This window comes from Aquimarina sp. (assembly GCF_977115655.1).
Genome location: NZ_CDSBKO010000001.1, coordinates 23,428 through 43,080 on the forward strand (window position 1 = coordinate 23,428; position 19,653 = coordinate 43,080).

Consider the following 19,653-nt stretch of genomic DNA (forward strand, 5'->3'; position numbering starts at 1 on the left):
AGGCACGATAAAAAAATAGTAAACACACAAGGCAATGATTATTTTAATCATCGAAGCCTCCATTTAACCTCTGAAAAAATACATATAGACACATGAAAAAGAAAGTATTATTTATAGATCGTGATGGCACGATCATTAAAGAAACAGTAGACGAGCAAATAGATGCATTTGAAAAAATGATATTTTATCCTAAAGCATTTACATATTTAGGTAAAATAGCTCAAGAATTAGATTATGAACTGGTAATGATTACGAATCAGGATGGTTTAGGTACTGATGCTTTTCCAGAAGACACCTTTTGGCCGGTACATAATTTTATTATAAAATCTTTTGAAAACGAAGGCGTAGTATTTAATAAAGTCTTTCTGGATAGAACTTTTCCGCATGAAAATGCCAATACTCGTAAACCAGGAACAGGTTTGTTAACCGAATATTTTTCTGAAGAGTATGATTTAGAAAATTCATTTGTAATAGGGGATCGTTTAACAGATATAGAGTTAGCAAAAAATCTTGGATCTAAAGGTATTTTTATTAATGATAATACCAATTTAGGAACTAGCGAGATTACTATTAAAAGAGAAGAACTAAATAATTTTATAGCTCTGGAGAGTAATGATTGGCAAAAAATATATGAATTTTTAAAACTAAAAGACCGTAGAGCAGAGATTTCCAGAAAAACTAACGAAACCGATATTTATATAAAACTTAACCTGGATGGTACCGGTAAAAGCAATATTAGTACAGGATTAGATTTTTTTGACCACATGTTGGATCAGATTGCACGTCATGGGCAAATGGATTTGGATATTAAAGTTGCAGGAGATCTGGAGGTAGACGAACATCATACTATCGAAGATACAGCAATAGCTTTGGGTGAAGTTTTTAGTAAAGCTTTAGGTAGCAAATTAGGTATAGAACGTTATGGCTTTTGTTTGCCAATGGATGATTGTTTAGCCCAGGTAGCTATTGATTTTGGAGGACGTAATTGGTTGGTTTGGGATGCAGAATTTCAACGTGAAATGATAGGTAAAATGCCTACAGAAATGTTTTTTCATTTTTTTAAATCTTTTACCGATGGTGCAAAAGCAAACCTAAATATTAAAGCTGAAGGTACTAATGAACACCATAAAATAGAAGCTATTTTTAAAGCTTTTGCCAAAGCAATAAAAGTAGCAGTAAAGCAGGATCCGGATAAAATGATTTTGCCAAGTACCAAAGGAGTCTTGTAAATTGTCTGAATTTTTTAATAAAAGTAAAAATTGATTGTAGAGAAAGAAAATCTAATGATAAAAATTGTAAGAACAAATTCAGAAAATAAAGATTTTATAGAACTGGTAAAACATTTGGATATAGACTTGGCAATCAGAGATGGGGAAGAACATTCTTTTTATGCGCAATTCAATAAAATCGATCTAATTAAATATGTTGTTGTTGCATATAGTAATGACGAAGCGGTTGCTTGCGGAGCAATTAAAGAATACAATAGCGTTGCGATGGAAGTAAAACGGATGTATACACTGCCAAAAGCAAGAGGAAAAGGTATTGCTTCTAAAATACTGTTAGAATTAGAAAATTGGGCAGCAGAACTATCGTATCAAAAATGTTTGTTAGAAACAGGAAATAAGCAACCAGAAGCTATTCATTTATATAAAAAGAATGGATACAAAATAGTTGCTAACTATGGTCAATATGCCGGTGTCAAAAACAGCGTGTGCTTTGAAAAAATAATAAAAAATTAGTATACCCATATAAGTCAGCATACTAAATAGCTATAAAATATAAAATATGAAAATTGTAATTATTGATTATGGGGCAGGAAATATCCAATCTATAAAATTTGCAATACAGCGATTAGGGTACCAAGCTATATTAAGCAATAATCCAGAAGAGATTAAAGCAGCAGATAAAGTTATATTTCCAGGGGTAGGAGAAGCGAGCAGTGCCATGCAAAAACTTAAGGATTCAGGATTAGATCTATTAATTTCTGAGCTTAAACAACCAGTTTTAGGAATTTGTTTGGGAATGCAATTAATGTGTAATCATACTCAAGAGGGAGATACCAAAGGATTAGGCATCTTTGATGTAGATGTAGTTCGATTTAATAAAGATGTAAAAGTACCACAAATAGGATGGAATCAGATAGAAGCTTTGGATTCTCCTTTGTTTAATGGAATTAATGAAAATGAATATATCTATTTAGTGCATAGTTATTATGCACCGGTAACAGAAGATACCGTTGCACAAACTAAATATGGAGTTACATACAGTACAGCTTTACAAAAAAATAATTTTTATGGCACTCAATTTCATCCCGAAAAAAGTAGTGTAGCAGGAGAGAGAATATTAGAGAATTTCTTGAAGTTAAAAAGTAGAAATTAGAAGTATAAATGGAGCAAATAAAAACCAAATAAATATTCTTCTTAATTCTTGCAAAGAAATTCGAAATATGAATTATTCACTTCAACGAAGCATCAAACAAACCTAATACTTAAGACTTAATACATATTATATCAAAAAAATATGAGAATAATACCAGCAATAGATATTATAGACGCAAAATGCGTTCGGCTCTCTAAGGGAGATTATGGTACAAAAAAAATATATAATGAAAACCCTTTGGAAGTTGCGAAAGAGTTTGAAGCACACGGAATTGAATATTTACACTTGGTAGATCTGGATGGCGCAAAATCCAAACACATAGTTAATCATAAAGTATTAGAGCTAATAGCTTCTAAAACCAATTTAAAAATTGATTTTGGAGGTGGATTAAAAACAGATAAAGATCTAAAAATAGCTTTTGAAAGTGGTGCAGATCAAGTAACAGGAGGTAGTATTGCTATAAAAGACCCTGTAACTTTTACATCCTGGATACAAAAATTTGGGACAGATAAAATCATCTTAGGAGCAGATGCTAATAACGAAAAAATAGCAGTAAGTGGTTGGCAAGAAGAAAGTGATAAAGAATTGATTCCTTTTATTAATGAGTATCAAAACCAAGGTATAACCTATGTTATTTGTACCGACATAAGTAAAGACGGGATGCTACAAGGACCATCTTTTGAGTTGTATCAAAGAATTTTAGAAAAAACAAATAATATTAAATTAATCGCATCGGGAGGAATTTCAACCTTTGATGAATTACCCAAATTAGCAGAAATAGGTTGTGAAGGTACTATTATAGGAAAAGCAATTTATGAAAACAGAATTAGCCTAAAACAATTAGAACAATATATTTTAAGTAAGTAAATGAAGCTGTCTAAAAAATCAAAATTTTAAATATTGTAAGTCTGAGTCTGTCAAAGACTAATTTATAACTAGTAGATTAAAAACTTCGACAAGCTCAGTTTGACAATTAGGCTACTGCTTTTTAGACATCTTCGTTTATTGATTATAAATATAAGAAATAAGTATAGTTTGAATTCTTATACTGAAATAGATTAAAAAACATTCAAAACCGAGTGAAAAACACTCAAATTTAAGTAAAAAAGTAGTAAATCATGTTAACAAAAAGAATTATACCCTGTCTGGATATAAAAAACGGACGAACAGTAAAAGGGATCAATTTTGTGGATTTGCGAGATGCCGGTGATCCCGTAGAACTTGCTGAAGCCTACTCAAAAGCAGGAGCAGATGAGTTAGTGTTTTTGGATATCTCGGCTACAGAAGAAAGAAGGAAAACGTTGGCAGACTTAGTACTTCGGGTTGCCGAAAAAGTAAACATACCTTTTACAGTAGGTGGTGGTATATCTTCTATAGAAGATGTGGATATATTATTGCAAAATGGTGCTGATAAAGTTTCTGTAAATTCATCTGCAGTAAAAAATCCACAACTAATTAATGATCTTGCAGCAAAATTTGGATCGCAATGTATAACGGTTGCTATAGATGCAAAACAGATTAACGGACAATGGATAGTACACCTTGTAGGAGGTAAAGTACCAACAAATTTAGATTTATTGGATTGGGCAAAAGAAGTCGAAAAACGAGGTGCAGGAGAAATTCTTTTTACATCTATGGATAACGACGGTACCAAAGATGGATTTGCCAACGAAGCATTATGCAAACTGTCTGAAGAATTAAATATTCCTATAATTGCTTCAGGCGGAGCAGGTAATATGCAACATTTTGTAGATACTTTTACAAAAGGAAAATCAGATGCAGCATTAGCAGCAAGTGTTTTTCATTTTAAAGAAATAAAAATTAAAGATTTAAAACAAACATTGCGGGACAACAAAATCCCCGTGAGATTATAAATAAAGTTTCAAAAATTAAAGTATATAGTATTTTGAAATAATTAAAAGAAACCATGAAAATAGACTTCCAAAAAAATAAAGACGGACTTGTTCCTGCAATTGTACAAGATGCAGTCACTAAAAATGTATTAATGCTTGGATATATGAACGAAGAAGCATATAACAAGACAATAGAAACCAAAAAAGTTACATTTTATAGCAGATCAAGAAAAAGATTATGGACAAAAGGAGAAGAAAGTGGTAACATTTTAAACCTTGTTGACATAAAGAGTGATTGCGATCGGGATTCGTTATTAGTTTTTGCAAATCCGGTAGGTCCAACTTGTCATACAGGAACAGATACATGTTGGAATATGGAGAATAAAAGTTCTTTTGGTTTTTTATCTCAATTAGAAAAAGTTATCCAAAATCGAAAAGAAAACCAAGAAGATACCACATCGTATGTAGCATCTCTGTTTAGAAAAGGGATTAACAAAATAGCTCAAAAAGTAGGAGAGGAAGCTGTAGAAGTTGTAATAGAAGCAAAAGACGATAATAAAGAATTGTTTTTAAATGAAAGCGCAGATTTGTTGTTTCATTACTTAATATTATTACAGGCAAAAGAGTGTAAGTTACAGGATATTGAAGAAATTTTGAAATCGAGAATTTAGAGTATATATAAATTTAAAAGAGAAACTATTTTTACAATATGGTTTTAAAGTAAATATGTATATATTTGCATGAAATTTTCCTACCCTTTCATATCCAAATTAATTTTTGAGATATATCATCTGTCTAAATCCAAGGATTTTAGATATTTAATGTTCATTAAAAAAAATCGATTTTGAAATATATTAGTAAGGTATCTATTTCTATAATAGTATTATTCGTAAATGTACAGATAACCTATTCGCAATGTAATCAGGCTCTTCCAGATATTAATAAATGTAATATGGAAAATATAGATTTTGATACCGATGGAGACCCTGATGGTATTATTAATTTATATACAGAAACAGGAACCACTATTACAGATGGTGTATGGAACATTGCGCCAGAGTTTAATATAGCATTTGATCCTGCAACAGGTAATTTATCGATGTGGGCATTACAAAATTCTACTACAGTGGCCACTCAAAACGATTATGCATTCGAATTGAAAAATGCAACCTGTGGAGACACACCGTTTAGGACAGTAAGATTAATTTTAGGTCCGTATTCTGGTGTTGCATTGCCTAGGTCCGGAACACTAAATGTAAATGCACAAGGTTGTGATTCTGAGACTTTTGATTTGTTTACAGCTTTTGTCCAAGATGATAAAATACCACCACCACATAGAAATGGAACCTGGACGTATAATGGTACTAGTCCAAACTTTAGAGGTTTTAATGATAAAGGTTCAGGTTTTAATGCAATTATACCATATCAACCCGGATTACCCAGAGTAGATCAGGAAACATTTGAATTTACATATCGTGTTCCTGGTATAACACCTTGTAGTCCATTCGAAGAAACAACAGTTAGGATTGCTATAGTACGACAAGTAGATTCAGGAGAATCTGGTCCTATTATTATTTGTGAAGACGATCTTTTGGCAGGAGTATATGATGTAGATATTAACTTAAGAGATGATCTTTATCTGCTTAATGAAGATATAGAAGGAGTATGGCTTCCGGATTTAGATCCTACCAATCAAATTTCAGACGCTCAGGACTCTCAAATTAATCTAAGACAACTATATAATACACTTATCGATGGGGGCAATAATTTAAGGTTTGGATGTGAGTCTTATGAATATAAATACATGGTCGAACAACGGTCTGGTGTTTGTGCAAATGATACAACTACAGTTAGTTTTACACTTTACGAACAATTACGACCTTTTATACAACCAAATGCACCACCTAAGATATGTAGCAATTTAATTCCTGGAGATTTTGAATTATTTGATTTGTTAGAATTTACAGCAGAAGGAGCTTTTAATTTTAAATATAACGACGATTATTATGTTAATTGGAATGTGGTTTCCAGTCCGGATGGTGGTGATTTGGGAGTAAGTAAACAACCTTCAGCGGTTGAAAACCCTCGACCTGCCGATTATAGGTATCGAGGAAAAATAAATACACATCTGGCGACACCAGGAATTTATGTATTCGAATATGCGGTAAGCCCAACCATAAATTGTCAATCTCAACCAGAAATTTGTAACCCGTTTGCTTCTCCTGGCGAAATTAATTATTGTGAGCATCCATGTGATATAATGAGTGCCCAGGTAACTATAGAAATTCTTCCTTTTGAATATGCAGGAGAAGACACAAAAGACATTAGCTTATGTGAATCCTTAGGACAAGTAGATCTTAGGAGTTTACTTAACACAAATGGAAGTGTTATTTCAACAACTGGGGTTTGGACAAATCCAGCGGGGGATATAATAGATAATACATTTGTTTTTCCAAATTTAAGCAGTAACCAAACATTTGTGTTTACATATACTACGACAAGTGCCGGAGGCTGTGTAGAAGCAGCAAATCTAACATTTACCATATATAAAGAACCAAATGCAGGAGAAGATGCAGCCACGACATTGTGTTCAGATAATTTAACAATAACCCTTTTTGATTTGTTGGGAGGTAATCCGGATACCACAGGTACTTGGGAAGGTCCATTTGGGTATACATCCTCGGATCATTTAGGTACGTTTGATATAACTAATGATATGTTACCAGTATTAGGCGCAGGAAACTACTTGTATACTGTTCCTGGTAATGATGGTTGTTCTACAGCAGATACATCTACAGTGATTATAACAATTGTAGAGCCATTAACTATAGGTAATGATCGTAGTGAAACTTTTTGTAAGACAGATGGAAGTGTTAACTTATACTCGCTTTTAGACAGGGATACACCACGTACAGGTATTTTTGAAGACACCGATAATACAAATGCTTTAACGACAGAAGGTATAGTACAATTCGAAACTTTAACAAACAATATCTACAATTTTAGATATGTGATAACAAATACACAACCATGTGATCAATCTTCCTTAAATGTTTCAATTCAGATAGTAGATTTGCCAATTCCGGTTGTCCCTGCACAAGAATTTTGTATTCTGGACGCCAAACGATTAGAAGATATCGAAGTAGATGTGTTAAATTATAATTGGTATACCACATTAGAGAGCAACACGCCAATCACGGATAATCCATTACTTTATGATAATCAGGTTTTTTATATAGCCACAGTAGATACAGATAATTGTGAGTCTGAAAGACTAAAAGTGGATATTGATATTTTGAACATAGGAGAAAGATTTGTAAACGGAGAATTGTGCACGCTTGACTTTCAAGACGGAGTTTCTCCTAATGGAGATAATCAAAATGATACGTTTGATTTATTAATAGATGGAGTATATAATATTCCTGAGGCATTCCCTGATTTTGACTTAAAAATTTATAACCGATACGGTAGTATTGTTTATGAAGGAAATAGTAATACAGAAGAGTTTAGAGGAGAAAGTAATATATCGGTAAGATTAGGAGACGATCTTCCATCGGGAACCTATTTTTATATTTTCACACCAAATTTTGAAAACAACTTACCAATTCAAGGAAGTTTTTACCTAAGCAGATAAAATAATGAAGTTAAAATTAATTTTTATACTAACTGTAGTTTTCTGCTCGGTAACACACGCCCAGCAAGAACCTCAATACTCACAATATATGTATAATATGAGTACCGTTAACCCTGCCTATGCAACAGGGCAAAGCGGTTTGATTTCTACAGGTATTTTGTATAGAAAACAGTGGACAGGAATAGAAGGATCTCCCCAAACAGCAAATGTTTTTGCTAATATTCCTATGAGTCAAAAAATAGAACTAAGTGTAAATTATGTAAATGATAAAATAGGGGATGCTATACCGGTTACTAATGATTATGCAAATGTTGATTTTGCATACATAACCAGAATTTCAGATAAAGCAAGATTATCCTACGGATTAAAAGCCGGGATTAATAGTTTTAAAATAAATCCTTCGGGTTCTGATGTGGCAACAGATCCTGCGTTTGCAGATAATACATCTACAACACAGTTAAATATAGGAGCAGGATTATATTTGTTTACCAATAATTTTTATGCAGGAATCTCTTCTCCAAATCTTTTACCGAGCGATATAGATATTGATGGGATAGGAGTAGCACAAACAAAAACACATATATATGGTGTTTTTGGATATGTTTTTGATTTTGTCAATGAAGTAAAATTAAAACCATCTATGGTTATTAAGCAGGTTTTAGACTCTCCTTTAACCTTTGATCTTTCTATAAATTCACTAATTTACGATAAGTTCGAATTAGGAATATCTTATAGATATACAGACTCTTTTATTGCATTGGCAGGCTTTAATATTACCCAAAACCTAAAAGTAGGATACTCTTATGATTTTAGTGTTAGTGAGTTAAGCGGTTATAATAATGGTAGTCATGAGATAGTGTTGCTCTTTAATTTTGACCTTTTGAAATACAGTAAAAAATATTCCTCTCCAAGATTTTTCTAAATGATAAAGACTAAGATATTACTATTAATAACGGTACTGATTACTCAGATAACTTTTTCACAAAGTAAAGGCAGAGCAGATCGTTTTTTTGAAAAAGGAGATTATTTAAACGCTTCTTTAGAATACGAAGGAGAATTAAATAAAGAAGGATATACAAAACATATACTTCAAAATATTACCACGTCCTATTATAATACTTTTAAATTCAGACAAGCATACCGATACCTTAAAATGTTAACATCTGGCAAGTTTTATGACAAAGATAAAACGTATGATAATAGATATAACTTTATGATGTACCAGGTTTTATCTGCATTAGGCGAATATGAAAAATCAATTGATTTTTTGTATCTGTATAAAACGAATAATACAATAAGAGATTTTAGTAAATCAGAGGCGATATCTATAATTGAAGATTTTAAATTAAAAGATGATGATTATGTTATAAAAAGCGTTTCCTTTAATTCTGAAGCATCAGAATTTGGGGCAGTAAAAAGAGATAGTGTAATATACTTTACAACAGATAGAAGTCCTTATAGCCCTTTAGATAAAAATTATAAATGGACACATCGCCCATTTTTGGATATCTATAAAGTTACAGTAGATCAAAGCAATAACCCAATAACAAAAGAAGAGACTATTTCAAAATCGATAAACTCTAAACTTCATGAAGGTAACTTTTGTTTTACAGTAGATGGTAATACCATGTATTTGTCAAAAAGTAATTCTGAAAAAGGAAAAAAGAAATTTGACAGTATTCATAATAATTCTGTTCACTTGTACAAAGCTATTAAAGTAGATGGAAAATGGTCAAAACCAGAAAAATTAGAATTTAATGATATCCATTACTCTATAGAGCATCCAGCTTTAAATGCAGAGGAAAATAAATTATATTTCAGTTCTGATATGCCTGGAGGTTATGGTGATTTTGATTTATATTATGTAGATGTTAATCAGGATGGAACCTATGGTAACCCTGTTAATCTTGGACCAACAATTAATACAGAAAACAGAGAACAATTTCCTTTTATTTCTAACGACGGACACTTGTTTTTTTCCTCTAATGGTCATTTAGGATTAGGCATGATGGATATTTTTGTTTCAGAATTAAAAAAAGATGAGTTTACACGACCAGTTAATCTGGGAGTACCTGTTAATTCTAGTTTTGATGATTTTTCTTTATCCTATTATAACAAAACAGATGGATTTTTTGCTTCTAATCGTAAAAAAGCAGGAGATGATATATATTCCTTTTCTCAGGTAGGAGATATTTTTCCGAAAGAATACAGGGCTTATTTTGAAATAAGGGATTTTGCCACAGATAATTATATAGCAAACTCTGATGTGATTTTATTGAATAATGATAATGAAATGATTTATGAAAGTCAATTAGATTCTATAGCAAGTTTTGATCTTAAAATATTTCCTGGCAGATATAATTTTAAAGCCTCGGCAGATGGTTACAAAACAAGAACCAAGCCTTTGATTGTAAAAGAAAAAGAAGAAGAGACCTATATAGTATATTTGGATAAGTCCGGAAGTAAAGAAGACGTTACTTTTAATGAAAATGGAGAACAAATAAAAAAATCTACTAATGATACGATAACCATTGTAGAGCGCACTGTAATAAACTCTTCGGATACAAAAAACAGAAAAGAAGAAATTACTAAGGACAGGCTTAGAGAAATTCTTTTGGCAGATAAAGATGGACCTCCTGTAATAGAAAAAAATGGGAAATTGTATTTTGATATGCCACCGATTTATTTTGATTACGATAAATGGAATATACGCGCGGATTCTAAAAAAGTATTAGATAAACTGGCCTTAAAATTAGAAAGGTACAAGACAGTATATATCAATATAAGTTCACATACAGATAGTAGAGGGACAGAAACATATAACCAGGTTCTGTCTGCAAAAAGAGCAGAGTCAACCCGTAATTATCTGGCACTTGTAGGGTATGTAAATGCAAGAAGAATGCAGTTTGTAGGGTTTGGAGAATCAGAACCTTTAATTGATTGTGATAGTAAAACTTGTACAGAAGAAGATCATCAAATAAACAGAAGGAGTGAATTTGAAATTATTGAATTTTAAGCAATTAAAGATATCTTGTGTTATCCAAAACAGAAACTAAGATATTAAATAATTGTTTTCTAATAAATTAAATCGTAGTTTTGCACTCCTTTTTAGCGAATAAGAGAATTAAAAAGGGATGAGTTAATCTTTAATTAATGCTTCTGTGTAATTTTCGCGTTGATTCTCAGTGATATACAGAATACAAATATTTATCTTCAATGTCTGAAGAAACAAAAAACACAGACGTTCAGGAAGTAGAGAATGAAGCGATAGCTCAATCTCCGGTACAAGTAAACCCTGAACAATTCTTAAAAGATTTTAACTGGCATAACTACGAAGAGGGAATTGACCCTATCGAAGATTCTAAATTAGAAGAGTTTGAACAGTTAGTAGCAGAAAATTTTGTAGACACCTTAAATGATGAGGTAGTAATGGGAACAGTAATAAATATTACTGATCGTGATGCTATCATCGATATTAACGCAAAAAGCGAAGGTGTTATTTCATTAAACGAATTTCGTTACAATCCTGACCTTAAGGTAGGAGACAAAGTTGAAGTTTTAATCGACGTTCGTGAAGATTCTACAGGGCAATTGGTATTATCACACCGTAAAGCCCGTGTAATAAAAGCTTGGGACAGAGTAAATGGTGCTCATGATAGTGGTGAAATAGTAAATGGTTTTGTGAAATGCAGAACTAAAGGAGGTATGATTGTAGACGTATTCGGTATCGAAGCGTTCTTGCCAGGTTCTCAGATTGATGTAAAACCAATTCGTGATTATGATGCGTATGTTGGTAAAACAATGGAGTTTAAAGTGGTTAAAATCAATCACGAATTCAAAAACGTTGTAGTATCTCATAAAGCTCTTATCGAAGCAGATATTGAAGAGCAGAAAAAAGAAATTATTGGTCAGTTAGAAAAAGGTCAGGTATTAGAAGGTACTGTTAAGAATGTTACTTCTTACGGTGTATTTGTTGATCTTGGAGGAGTTGACGGACTTGTTCATATTACAGATCTTTCTTGGTCAAGAATCAACCATCCAAATGAGATTGTTGAATTGGATCAAAAGCTGAACGTTGTTATTTTAGATTTTGATGAAGCTAAAACACGTATCCAGTTAGGTCTTAAACAATTAAAACCTCACCCATGGGAAGCTCTTGATAAAGATCTTAAAGTAGGTGATAAAGTTAAAGGTAAAGTAGTTGTTATTGCAGATTACGGTGCTTTTATTGAAGTAGAAGAAGGAGTAGAAGGATTAATTCACGTTTCTGAAATGTCTTGGTCTACACATTTACGTTCTGCTCAGGATTTTGTAAAAGTTGGAGATCAGGTAGAAGCTGTAATCCTTACTTTGGATAGAGAAGAACGCAAAATGTCTCTGGGTATAAAACAATTAACTCCAGATCCTTGGACAGACATTACCAATAAATATCCTGTAGGTTCCAGACACAATGGTATTGTTCGTAACTTTACAAACTTTGGAGTATTTGTAGAGCTAGAAGAAGGTATCGATGGATTAATATATATATCTGATCTTTCATGGACTAAGAAAATTAAACATCCTTCAGATTTTACAAGCGTAGGAGATAAACTGGATGTTGTAGTTCTTGAATTAGACGTAGAAGGACGTAAATTAAGTTTAGGCCATAAGCAAACAGAAGAAAATCCTTGGGATAAATACGAAGTTGATTTTGCTGTTGGAACCAAACATACCGCTAAAATTGGAGAGATTGTTGATAAAGGAGCTACAATCGACTTTAACGAAGATATCATTGCTTTTATTCCTGCTCGTCATCTTGAAAAAGAAGATGGAAGCAAATTAAAGCAAGGAGATGAAGCAGAATTCCAAATAATTGAATTTAATAAAGAATTCAAGAGAGTGGTTGCTTCTCATACATCTTTATTTAAAGAAGAAGAAGCTAAAATTGTTAAACAAGCCGCTAAAAAAGCCGCTAGTAGTACTTCTTCAGAAAAAACTACTCTTGGTGATATAGACGCATTAGCAGATCTTAAAGCTAAAATGGAAAAAGGAGAGAATTAATTTTCTTTAAACTTTTATACATAATTATAAAAAAGGTTGTTCGTAAGAACAGCCTTTTTTAGTTATAAAAAATGTAAAGGCACCAATGAAGTTTTATTTTTTACTGTTATTACTAATACAATAATCGTAAAATTTCATTACTTTTGTACTCCAGATATCTATTTGGAGATTATGAGTCAAAAACTACTACTTAGTGCAAAAGAAATTGATATAATTCTGCACCGTTTGGCTTGTCAATTAATAGAAAATCATACGCATTTTAAAGATACCGTTTTAATAGGAATACAACCAAGGGGAGCCTTTCTTGCAAATAGAATTAAAAGCATTTTAGTTGAAAAATACCAGGTTAAGGAAATAAACCTGGGATACCTTGATATCACTTTTTATAGAGATGACTTTAGACGAGGAGAGAAAATTTTGGAAGCAAATAAAACCCATATTGATTTTGTGGTCGAAGATAAGCGTATAGTATTTATTGACGATGTTTTATATACGGGCAGAAGTATCAGGGCAGCTTTAACTGCTATGCAGTCTTTTGGGAGACCGCAAGAAATAGAATTATTAACACTAATAGACAGGCGTTTTAGCAGGCATTTACCAATACAACCAAATTACAGGGGCAGGCAAGTAGATGCTATTAATAAAGAAAAAGTAAAAGTCCTTTGGATAGAAAATGATGGTGAAGATGCCGTATATCTGATAGATAATTAAACTTTTGAATAAAACAGTTTGTTAAAAAAATAAATTAATACGAATGAGCGAATTAAGTGTAAACCACTTACTAGGAATAAAATATCTTAACCAAAAAGATATTAATCTAATCTTTGAAACGGCAGATCACTTTAAAGAAGTGATTAACAGACCAATAAAAAAAGTTCCTTCGCTTAGAGATATCACAATAGCTAATCTTTTTTTTGAAAATAGTACTCGAACCAGATTATCTTTTGAATTGGCAGAAAAAAGACTCTCTGCAGATGTAATAAACTTTTCAGCAGCATCTTCTTCAGTAAAAAAAGGAGAAACACTTATAGACACTGTTAATAATATCCTTTCTATGAAAGTCGATATGGTTGTTATGAGACATCCAAACCCTGGTGCAGGTGTGTTTTTATCCAAACATGTAAATGCAAGTATTGTTAATGCAGGAGATGGTGCCCATGAGCATCCTACACAAGCTCTGTTGGATTCCTATTCTATTCGGGAAAAACTAGGCGAAGTAAGAGGGAAAAAAGTAGTAATCGTAGGAGATGTATTACACTCAAGAGTTGCACTTTCTAATATATTTGCTTTAAAATTACAAGGAGCAGAAGTAAAAGTATGCGGGCCAAAAACACTCATTCCAAAATATATAGGGAAACTTGGAGTACAAGTAGAGACTGATCTTAAAAAAGCACTGGAGTGGTGCGATGTAGCAAATATGTTACGCGTGCAAAATGAAAGAATGGAAATAAGTTATTTTCCTTCTACCAGAGAGTATACACAACAATTTGGAGTCAATAAAAAATTATTGGATAGTCTGGATAAAGAAATTGTAATTATGCACCCAGGACCAATCAATCGTGGAGTAGAAATCACGAGCGATGTTGCTGATTCTAATCAAGCCATTATATTGGATCAGGTACAAAATGGAGTTGCAGTGAGAATGGCTGTAATTTATCTTTTAGCTTCAAAAATTAAATAATACTATTTATGATTTTTAATAAAGAAGGATCAACGACTATTATAACACAAGAAAAAACTACTATCGTAGAACTTGTTAATGGTATTGAAAGCAAGTACGATTCCCTGAAAAACGATAACATTATAATTAATCTTTTTTCTCTAAAACAAATTTCAGTTAGTGATATCAACGAGTTTTTATTATTATCAAAAAAATATAAAACAGCCAAACGGTCTTTTGTTATTGTTAGCGATAAAATAGCTTATGATGATGTTTCTAACGAAATAACCATTGTTCCAACATTACAAGAAGCTTATGATCTGGTTGAAATGGAAGAAATAGAGAGAGATTTAGGGTTTTAAAAAAGACTAATTTTGTAATCATCCGGTTTTTATTTCGTCTGATGTATTATGAAAAAATTAGTACCTCTTATATTAGTATTCTTATTTGTTTTTTTTAATAACGATATAATTATTGCTCAGGATTGGAAATACGATCTTCAGGAAGCAAAATTACTGGCAAAAAAAACAGATCAAAACATTGTGCTGTTTTTTACAGGATCAGATTGGTGCCCCTCTTGTATAAAATTAGAAAAAAATGTTTTTTCCAATGAAGATTTTAAAGCTTTTGCAAAAGATAATTTTGTATGGCTTAAAGCTGATTTCCCAAAACGAAAAAAGAATAAACTCTCTGTAGACCAACAAAATAAAAATAAGTATCTGGCAAATGAGTACAATAAAAAATGGGTGTTTCCTGTGATTTTAGTCTTGGATAAAGAAGCAAGAGTACTTGGGGTTACCGGTTATAGAAGAGGCTTTGGATCAAAAGAATACATATCTTTACTAACCTCTTTTGATTCTTTTAATCATTAAAATAGGATTTATGCATTAGATTGAATTATATTCACGACCCATATACTAAAAAATAGAAAAAATAATTTGAAACTTACAATCTTAGGTTGTTATTCTGCAACCCCCAGAACATTTACCAACCCTACATCACAAGTATTAGAAATTAATAATCATATTTTTTTGATTGATTGTGGTGAAGGTACCCAAGTAGAATTAAGGCGAAATAAAATTAAATTTTCGAGGATTCAACATATTTTTATCTCTCACCTTCATGGAGATCATTTTTATGGATTAATTGGTTTAGTTTCAACATATAGATTGCTTAACAGGGATACACCATTACATATTCATGGTCCCAAAGGCATAAAAGAAGCAATTATTTTACAGCTGAAACTTTCTAATTCATGGACCGATTACCCATTACATTTTCATGAATTAACAAATGCAGAACCCGAAGTTGTTTTTGAAGATGAAAAAGTAATAGTTAGCACAATACCATTACAGCATAGGATATATTGTAATGGGTTTTTGTTTAAAGAAAAAGCAGGAGACAGAACCTTGTTGATAAATGAAGTAGAGAATTATAAAATTGATAAGGCATATTACCGTTCAATTAAAAAGGGGAAGGATATTGTTTTGGAGAATGGTGTTGTGGTTTCTAATGAAAAACTTACATTACCCCCTAAACCAACTAAAAGTTATGCATACTGTAGCGATACTAAGTATGATGAAGCAAAAATTCCTTTAATTAAAAATACTACTGTTTTATATCACGAATCTACATTCTTAGAAAGCCATAATCATTTATGCACAAAAACCGGGCACAGCTCGGCTATTGAAGCAGCAACCATAGCAAAGAAAGCAAATGTTGGAACCCTGATATTAGGGCATTATTCTACTAGATATGAAAATATCGAATTGTTTAGAGAAGAGGCTAAAACAGTTTTTGATGAAGTAGAAATAGCTGATGATGGTAAAGTGTTTGAATATTGAAACAGACAGCTATTGTTTTATTTATATAGTTTCTGGTTTAGAATTATTATAAATTTGTAAAGTATAAATAATAATTTAAAATATCGATGAACAGAGATCTTACAACATACCGAAAATCTTATGAAAAAAGTTTTTTAGAAGAAAAAGATCTTCCAGAATCTCCTTTTACACTTTTTTCGGAATGGTTTAAAGAAGTCGAAGCTGCCGGTGGAGTAGAAGAAACCAATGCAATGACGGTAACAACAATAGGATTAGACGGTTTTCCCAAAGCACGAATTGTATTATTAAAGCATTTTGATGAAAATGGTTTTGTTTTTTATACAAATTACGATTCAGAAAAAGGAAAGGCTATTGCAAATAATAATAAAATCTGTATTTCTTTTTTTTGGCCAAATCTGGAAAGACAAGTTATTATAAAGGGGCTTGCTCAAAAGATAAAAGAAGAAGTCAGTACCCGTTATTTTTTATCCCGTCCCAGAGGAAGCCAATTAGGGGCTTTAGCATCTTGCCAAAGCGAAGTGATTTTGTCAAGAGAGTCTTTGGAGAATAAATTAAAATCCCTAGAGGAGCAGTATAAGGAAAAGGAAATACCCAAGCCAGAATTTTGGGGCGGTTATTGTATAGATCCTGTTGAATTTGAATTTTGGCAAGGTAGAGCAAACAGATTGCACGATCGTATAAGGTTTTCTGCTAAAGAAAAAAATAGTTGGTCTACAAGTAGATTGTCTCCTTAATTTTTTATTAAACAGTAAGTTACATTATTACAAAGCTGGATCTTCTATTCTTTTGGTACTGGTCTTCAGAGCAATCTTTGCCATCTTTACAGTTGTTAACAGGTTTGCTTTCTCCAAAACCAACATAAGAAAGAATCCTGTTTTTAGAAATATTTTTGCTTAATAAGTAGTTGTATATAGATTCTGCTCTTTTTTGAGAAAGAGTAAGATTGTAATTTTCATCACCTCTGCTATCCGAATGGGTTTCAATTTTGATAACCATATTAGGATAGTCTTCATTCATAATTTTAACAACCTTATCCAGTTCAAATTCTGCTTTTTCAGTAATATCCCATTTATCAAAATCAAAATAAATCTCATTTAAGTTAATAAGATCATTTATCGTTTTATTTAATATTATATCCGATTTTAAAGATGATTTATCTGGTGTTGCTTTTGAAGGCAAAATACCATCTGGAGAAATACCACCATTTTCTGTATTGTTAGATTTTTTTATCTCATCGGTTTCTCCGGGTATTAATGCTGTAAACCCACTATCCATTCTTTTTTTGGGGATAGATACCAAACGATTAGCATTTGGGCAATTTAAAGTGCTAATATCTATAGCTAATTTAAACTGGTAATAATCTGGCAAGCTGCAAGAATTAATATGATTATATCCTTTAGAGTATTTTACAGTTTCATTTAATGTTCCGTTAAACTCTGCGGTAACAGGCTGATCAATCACCATTATGTCATCTAGTGTGCTAATACCTTCACAACCAGTATCTACGATTACATTATAGCTAATTTTAAAAGGTTCGCTATCCGTTTTTACCATTTTATCAGGTATAGCAAAGCTTAAAGTTCTGGATTCTTCGTCAAACTTGACTTTAACTTTTTTGGAAGGTAATATCATAGATTTTTCTGAAAAAATAACATTCTTAGGTAAAACATCTTTGATAGTAGTATTTCTGGCATCGTCATTACCATCATTATATATGGTAAGATTATAAGTTATTTCCTGATTGGGAGCCAAAAGATCCTCAGGATGTATATAATCATTAGTAGCAGTATATTTTGATCTTTTCACGATATGAATTGCTGGTTCATATATTTCAATACTAAAAGCAACAGCCATAACCGAATACCCATCATTGTTGGTCGATAATCTAAAATTAGCCTCAGTTTGATTATTGCCAATAATACTGTTTCGTGTATTTTTTATATCAAATAAATCAGCGTCATATCCTAAAGTATTTTCACTGGCAGGTACTCTGGATGTAACATTTTTGCCATTTTCAGTAATATTAGCGTTAAAAAAATTGTTCATGGGGTTAATACCATCAGCAAGACTTTTGTATTTATTTGTTTCATTGGACATTACTTGAAAACGGTCTCCAATAATGCCTTTATCTCCTTCATAAGCTATAACCCCTATTTTTCCGTGAACAGATCCATTAGGTATAGTTTGAAAATTATTAAAAGAAAAAGCAACAGGTTTTGCTTTGGAATCAATATTTACAAAACCATCATATACATAAAATCTTTTTCTGGGTTTAGTATCATCCTCATAAATAACTATCATTGTCCAACCTCCGGCAAGCCCGTTCCCTAAAGTAGGATCATCATTTACAGAAGTTGTGGTGGCAGGAATATTAGCCACAGTGTACGTTCCTATAGGGTTTTCTAAATTTAATATATCCGCAGTTATATCTTTATAACAAGAATATTGCTTAAACAAAGATTCATTGTCATGATAATAATCATGAATTATTTTTCCGTCATTAATAGTGGTATAGGATTCTTTTCCCGGATATTTTATTTTAACAGAGGTAATATCGTGTTTTCTGTTTGCATCTGCATAAGCCGCTGTCCAGTATAAACCAACATGCTTAATAGTATTGCAGTTAAAGTCGATATCAAAATCTGCGCTACTGGAATTAAAAGTTGAAGGGTCATTATCGATATCAATAAACCCCATTCGGAACTGATTATTTAAACCACCCTCATTATAACTCTTATTAGGATCAAATACATTAGATCCATCATCGTTGCTAACCTTACCCAAAATCGTATTCGAAACAAATTTAAAGTCTCCTTTTAGAGTAAGTTCTGTCCGTTTCTTTAAAGGCACCTCTACTTGACTATATGTAATTGAACAAACAAAACAACACACACACGTAAGCAGTGATAAATTTTGAAGCCTGATATTTTTTAATCTCTTGGTAATCAATTTTTCCACTTTTTTGTTTTTAATAACCCTAAAATAATATTATGATAAATCTGTACTCATAATGTTTGGGAGAAACACTCTGATTTAAGGGAAAACCGTATGTAAATTTATATTTTAACATTTAATTAAAGGAGAAAAAAATGATGTTTTCGATGTAAATGTCATTTTTGTCGATTAAAATCAGATGTATATAATATTCATTTTCATTTAATTAGCAAAAATCCTACTCTTTTTCAACAACTGTTCGTTAATAAAAATTTATTTAGAATTAAAAGAATCGATCTGTGTCAGAAT

Annotated in this window: 17 protein-coding genes; 16 read left to right on the forward strand and 1 reads right to left on the reverse strand. The window is 31.8% G+C overall.

Going from position 1 to position 19,653, the window contains the following annotated elements:
* Positions 1-92 precede the first annotated feature (92 nt).
* The 16 genes from hisB (at position 93) to pdxH (ending at position 17,144) form a co-directional block, all read left to right on the forward strand.
* Positions 93-1,229 (forward strand): bifunctional histidinol-phosphatase/imidazoleglycerol-phosphate dehydratase HisB, encoded by a 1,137-nt coding sequence (hisB, locus tag ACZIYX_RS00070; RefSeq protein ID WP_462680140.1) that lies wholly within the window; start codon positions 93-95, stop codon positions 1,227-1,229.
* A 54-nt stretch (positions 1,230-1,283) separates the two neighbouring features.
* Complete coding sequence (locus ACZIYX_RS00075) at positions 1,284-1,739, forward strand: GNAT family N-acetyltransferase (protein ID WP_462680141.1); 456 nt, start codon at positions 1,284-1,286, stop codon at positions 1,737-1,739.
* A 46-nt stretch (positions 1,740-1,785) separates the two neighbouring features.
* Positions 1,786-2,379: an imidazole glycerol phosphate synthase subunit HisH gene (gene hisH, locus ACZIYX_RS00080; RefSeq protein WP_462680142.1), complete on the forward strand. Its 594-nt coding sequence runs from the start codon at positions 1,786-1,788 to the stop codon at positions 2,377-2,379.
* A 141-nt stretch (positions 2,380-2,520) separates the two neighbouring features.
* Positions 2,521-3,246, forward strand: a complete 726-nt coding sequence (gene hisA, locus ACZIYX_RS00085) for a 1-(5-phosphoribosyl)-5-[(5-phosphoribosylamino)methylideneamino]imidazole-4-carboxamide isomerase (protein ID WP_462680143.1) — start codon at positions 2,521-2,523, stop codon at positions 3,244-3,246.
* A gap of 251 nt (positions 3,247-3,497) precedes the next feature.
* On the forward strand, positions 3,498-4,253 hold the full coding sequence (gene hisF / locus ACZIYX_RS00090; RefSeq protein ID WP_462680144.1) for an imidazole glycerol phosphate synthase subunit HisF: 756 nt from the start codon (positions 3,498-3,500) through the stop codon (positions 4,251-4,253).
* A gap of 53 nt (positions 4,254-4,306) precedes the next feature.
* Positions 4,307-4,903 (forward strand): bifunctional phosphoribosyl-AMP cyclohydrolase/phosphoribosyl-ATP diphosphatase HisIE, encoded by a 597-nt coding sequence (hisIE, locus tag ACZIYX_RS00095; RefSeq protein WP_462680145.1) that lies wholly within the window; start codon positions 4,307-4,309, stop codon positions 4,901-4,903.
* A gap of 173 nt (positions 4,904-5,076) precedes the next feature.
* The gene (locus ACZIYX_RS00100) at positions 5,077-7,866 is read left to right on the forward strand and encodes a gliding motility-associated C-terminal domain-containing protein (protein ID WP_462680146.1); all 2,790 of its coding nucleotides are present in this window, start codon (positions 5,077-5,079) and stop codon (positions 7,864-7,866) included.
* Positions 7,867-7,870: 4 nt separating this feature from the next.
* Entirely contained in the window at positions 7,871-8,788 is a 918-nt protein-coding gene (locus tag ACZIYX_RS00105) for a PorP/SprF family type IX secretion system membrane protein (protein WP_462680147.1), read from the forward strand.
* Positions 8,789-10,882, forward strand: a complete 2,094-nt coding sequence (locus ACZIYX_RS00110) for an OmpA family protein (RefSeq protein ID WP_462680148.1) — start codon at positions 8,789-8,791, stop codon at positions 10,880-10,882.
* 200 nt (positions 10,883-11,082) lie between these two features.
* A complete protein-coding gene (gene rpsA / locus ACZIYX_RS00115; protein WP_462680149.1) occupies positions 11,083-12,906 on the forward strand; it encodes a 30S ribosomal protein S1 in 1,824 nt (607 codons plus the stop codon).
* Positions 12,907-13,077: 171 nt separating this feature from the next.
* A complete protein-coding gene (gene pyrR / locus ACZIYX_RS00120; protein WP_462680150.1) occupies positions 13,078-13,617 on the forward strand; it encodes a bifunctional pyr operon transcriptional regulator/uracil phosphoribosyltransferase PyrR in 540 nt (179 codons plus the stop codon).
* Positions 13,618-13,660: 43 nt separating this feature from the next.
* Positions 13,661-14,587 carry an aspartate carbamoyltransferase catalytic subunit gene (locus tag ACZIYX_RS00125; protein WP_462680151.1) on the forward strand — a complete coding sequence of 309 codons (927 nt, stop codon included), beginning with the start codon at positions 13,661-13,663 and terminating at the stop codon, positions 14,585-14,587.
* An 8-nt stretch (positions 14,588-14,595) separates the two neighbouring features.
* Entirely contained in the window at positions 14,596-14,928 is a 333-nt protein-coding gene (locus ACZIYX_RS00130; protein ID WP_462680152.1) for a ribonuclease Z, read from the forward strand.
* A 48-nt stretch (positions 14,929-14,976) separates the two neighbouring features.
* Positions 14,977-15,438 carry a thioredoxin family protein gene (locus ACZIYX_RS00135; RefSeq protein ID WP_462680153.1) on the forward strand — a complete coding sequence of 154 codons (462 nt, stop codon included), beginning with the start codon at positions 14,977-14,979 and terminating at the stop codon, positions 15,436-15,438.
* A 66-nt stretch (positions 15,439-15,504) separates the two neighbouring features.
* Positions 15,505-16,410: a ribonuclease Z gene (locus tag ACZIYX_RS00140; protein WP_462680154.1), complete on the forward strand. Its 906-nt coding sequence runs from the start codon at positions 15,505-15,507 to the stop codon at positions 16,408-16,410.
* 86 nt (positions 16,411-16,496) lie between these two features.
* A complete protein-coding gene (pdxH, locus tag ACZIYX_RS00145; protein ID WP_462680155.1) occupies positions 16,497-17,144 on the forward strand; it encodes a pyridoxamine 5'-phosphate oxidase in 648 nt (215 codons plus the stop codon).
* A gap of 19 nt (positions 17,145-17,163) precedes the next feature.
* Here pdxH and ACZIYX_RS00150 read toward each other — a convergent pair whose 3' ends face one another.
* Positions 17,164-19,260, reverse strand: a complete 2,097-nt coding sequence (locus ACZIYX_RS00150; RefSeq protein ID WP_462680156.1) for an OmpA family protein — start codon at positions 19,258-19,260, stop codon at positions 17,164-17,166.
* Positions 19,261-19,653: the final 393 nt, after the last annotated feature.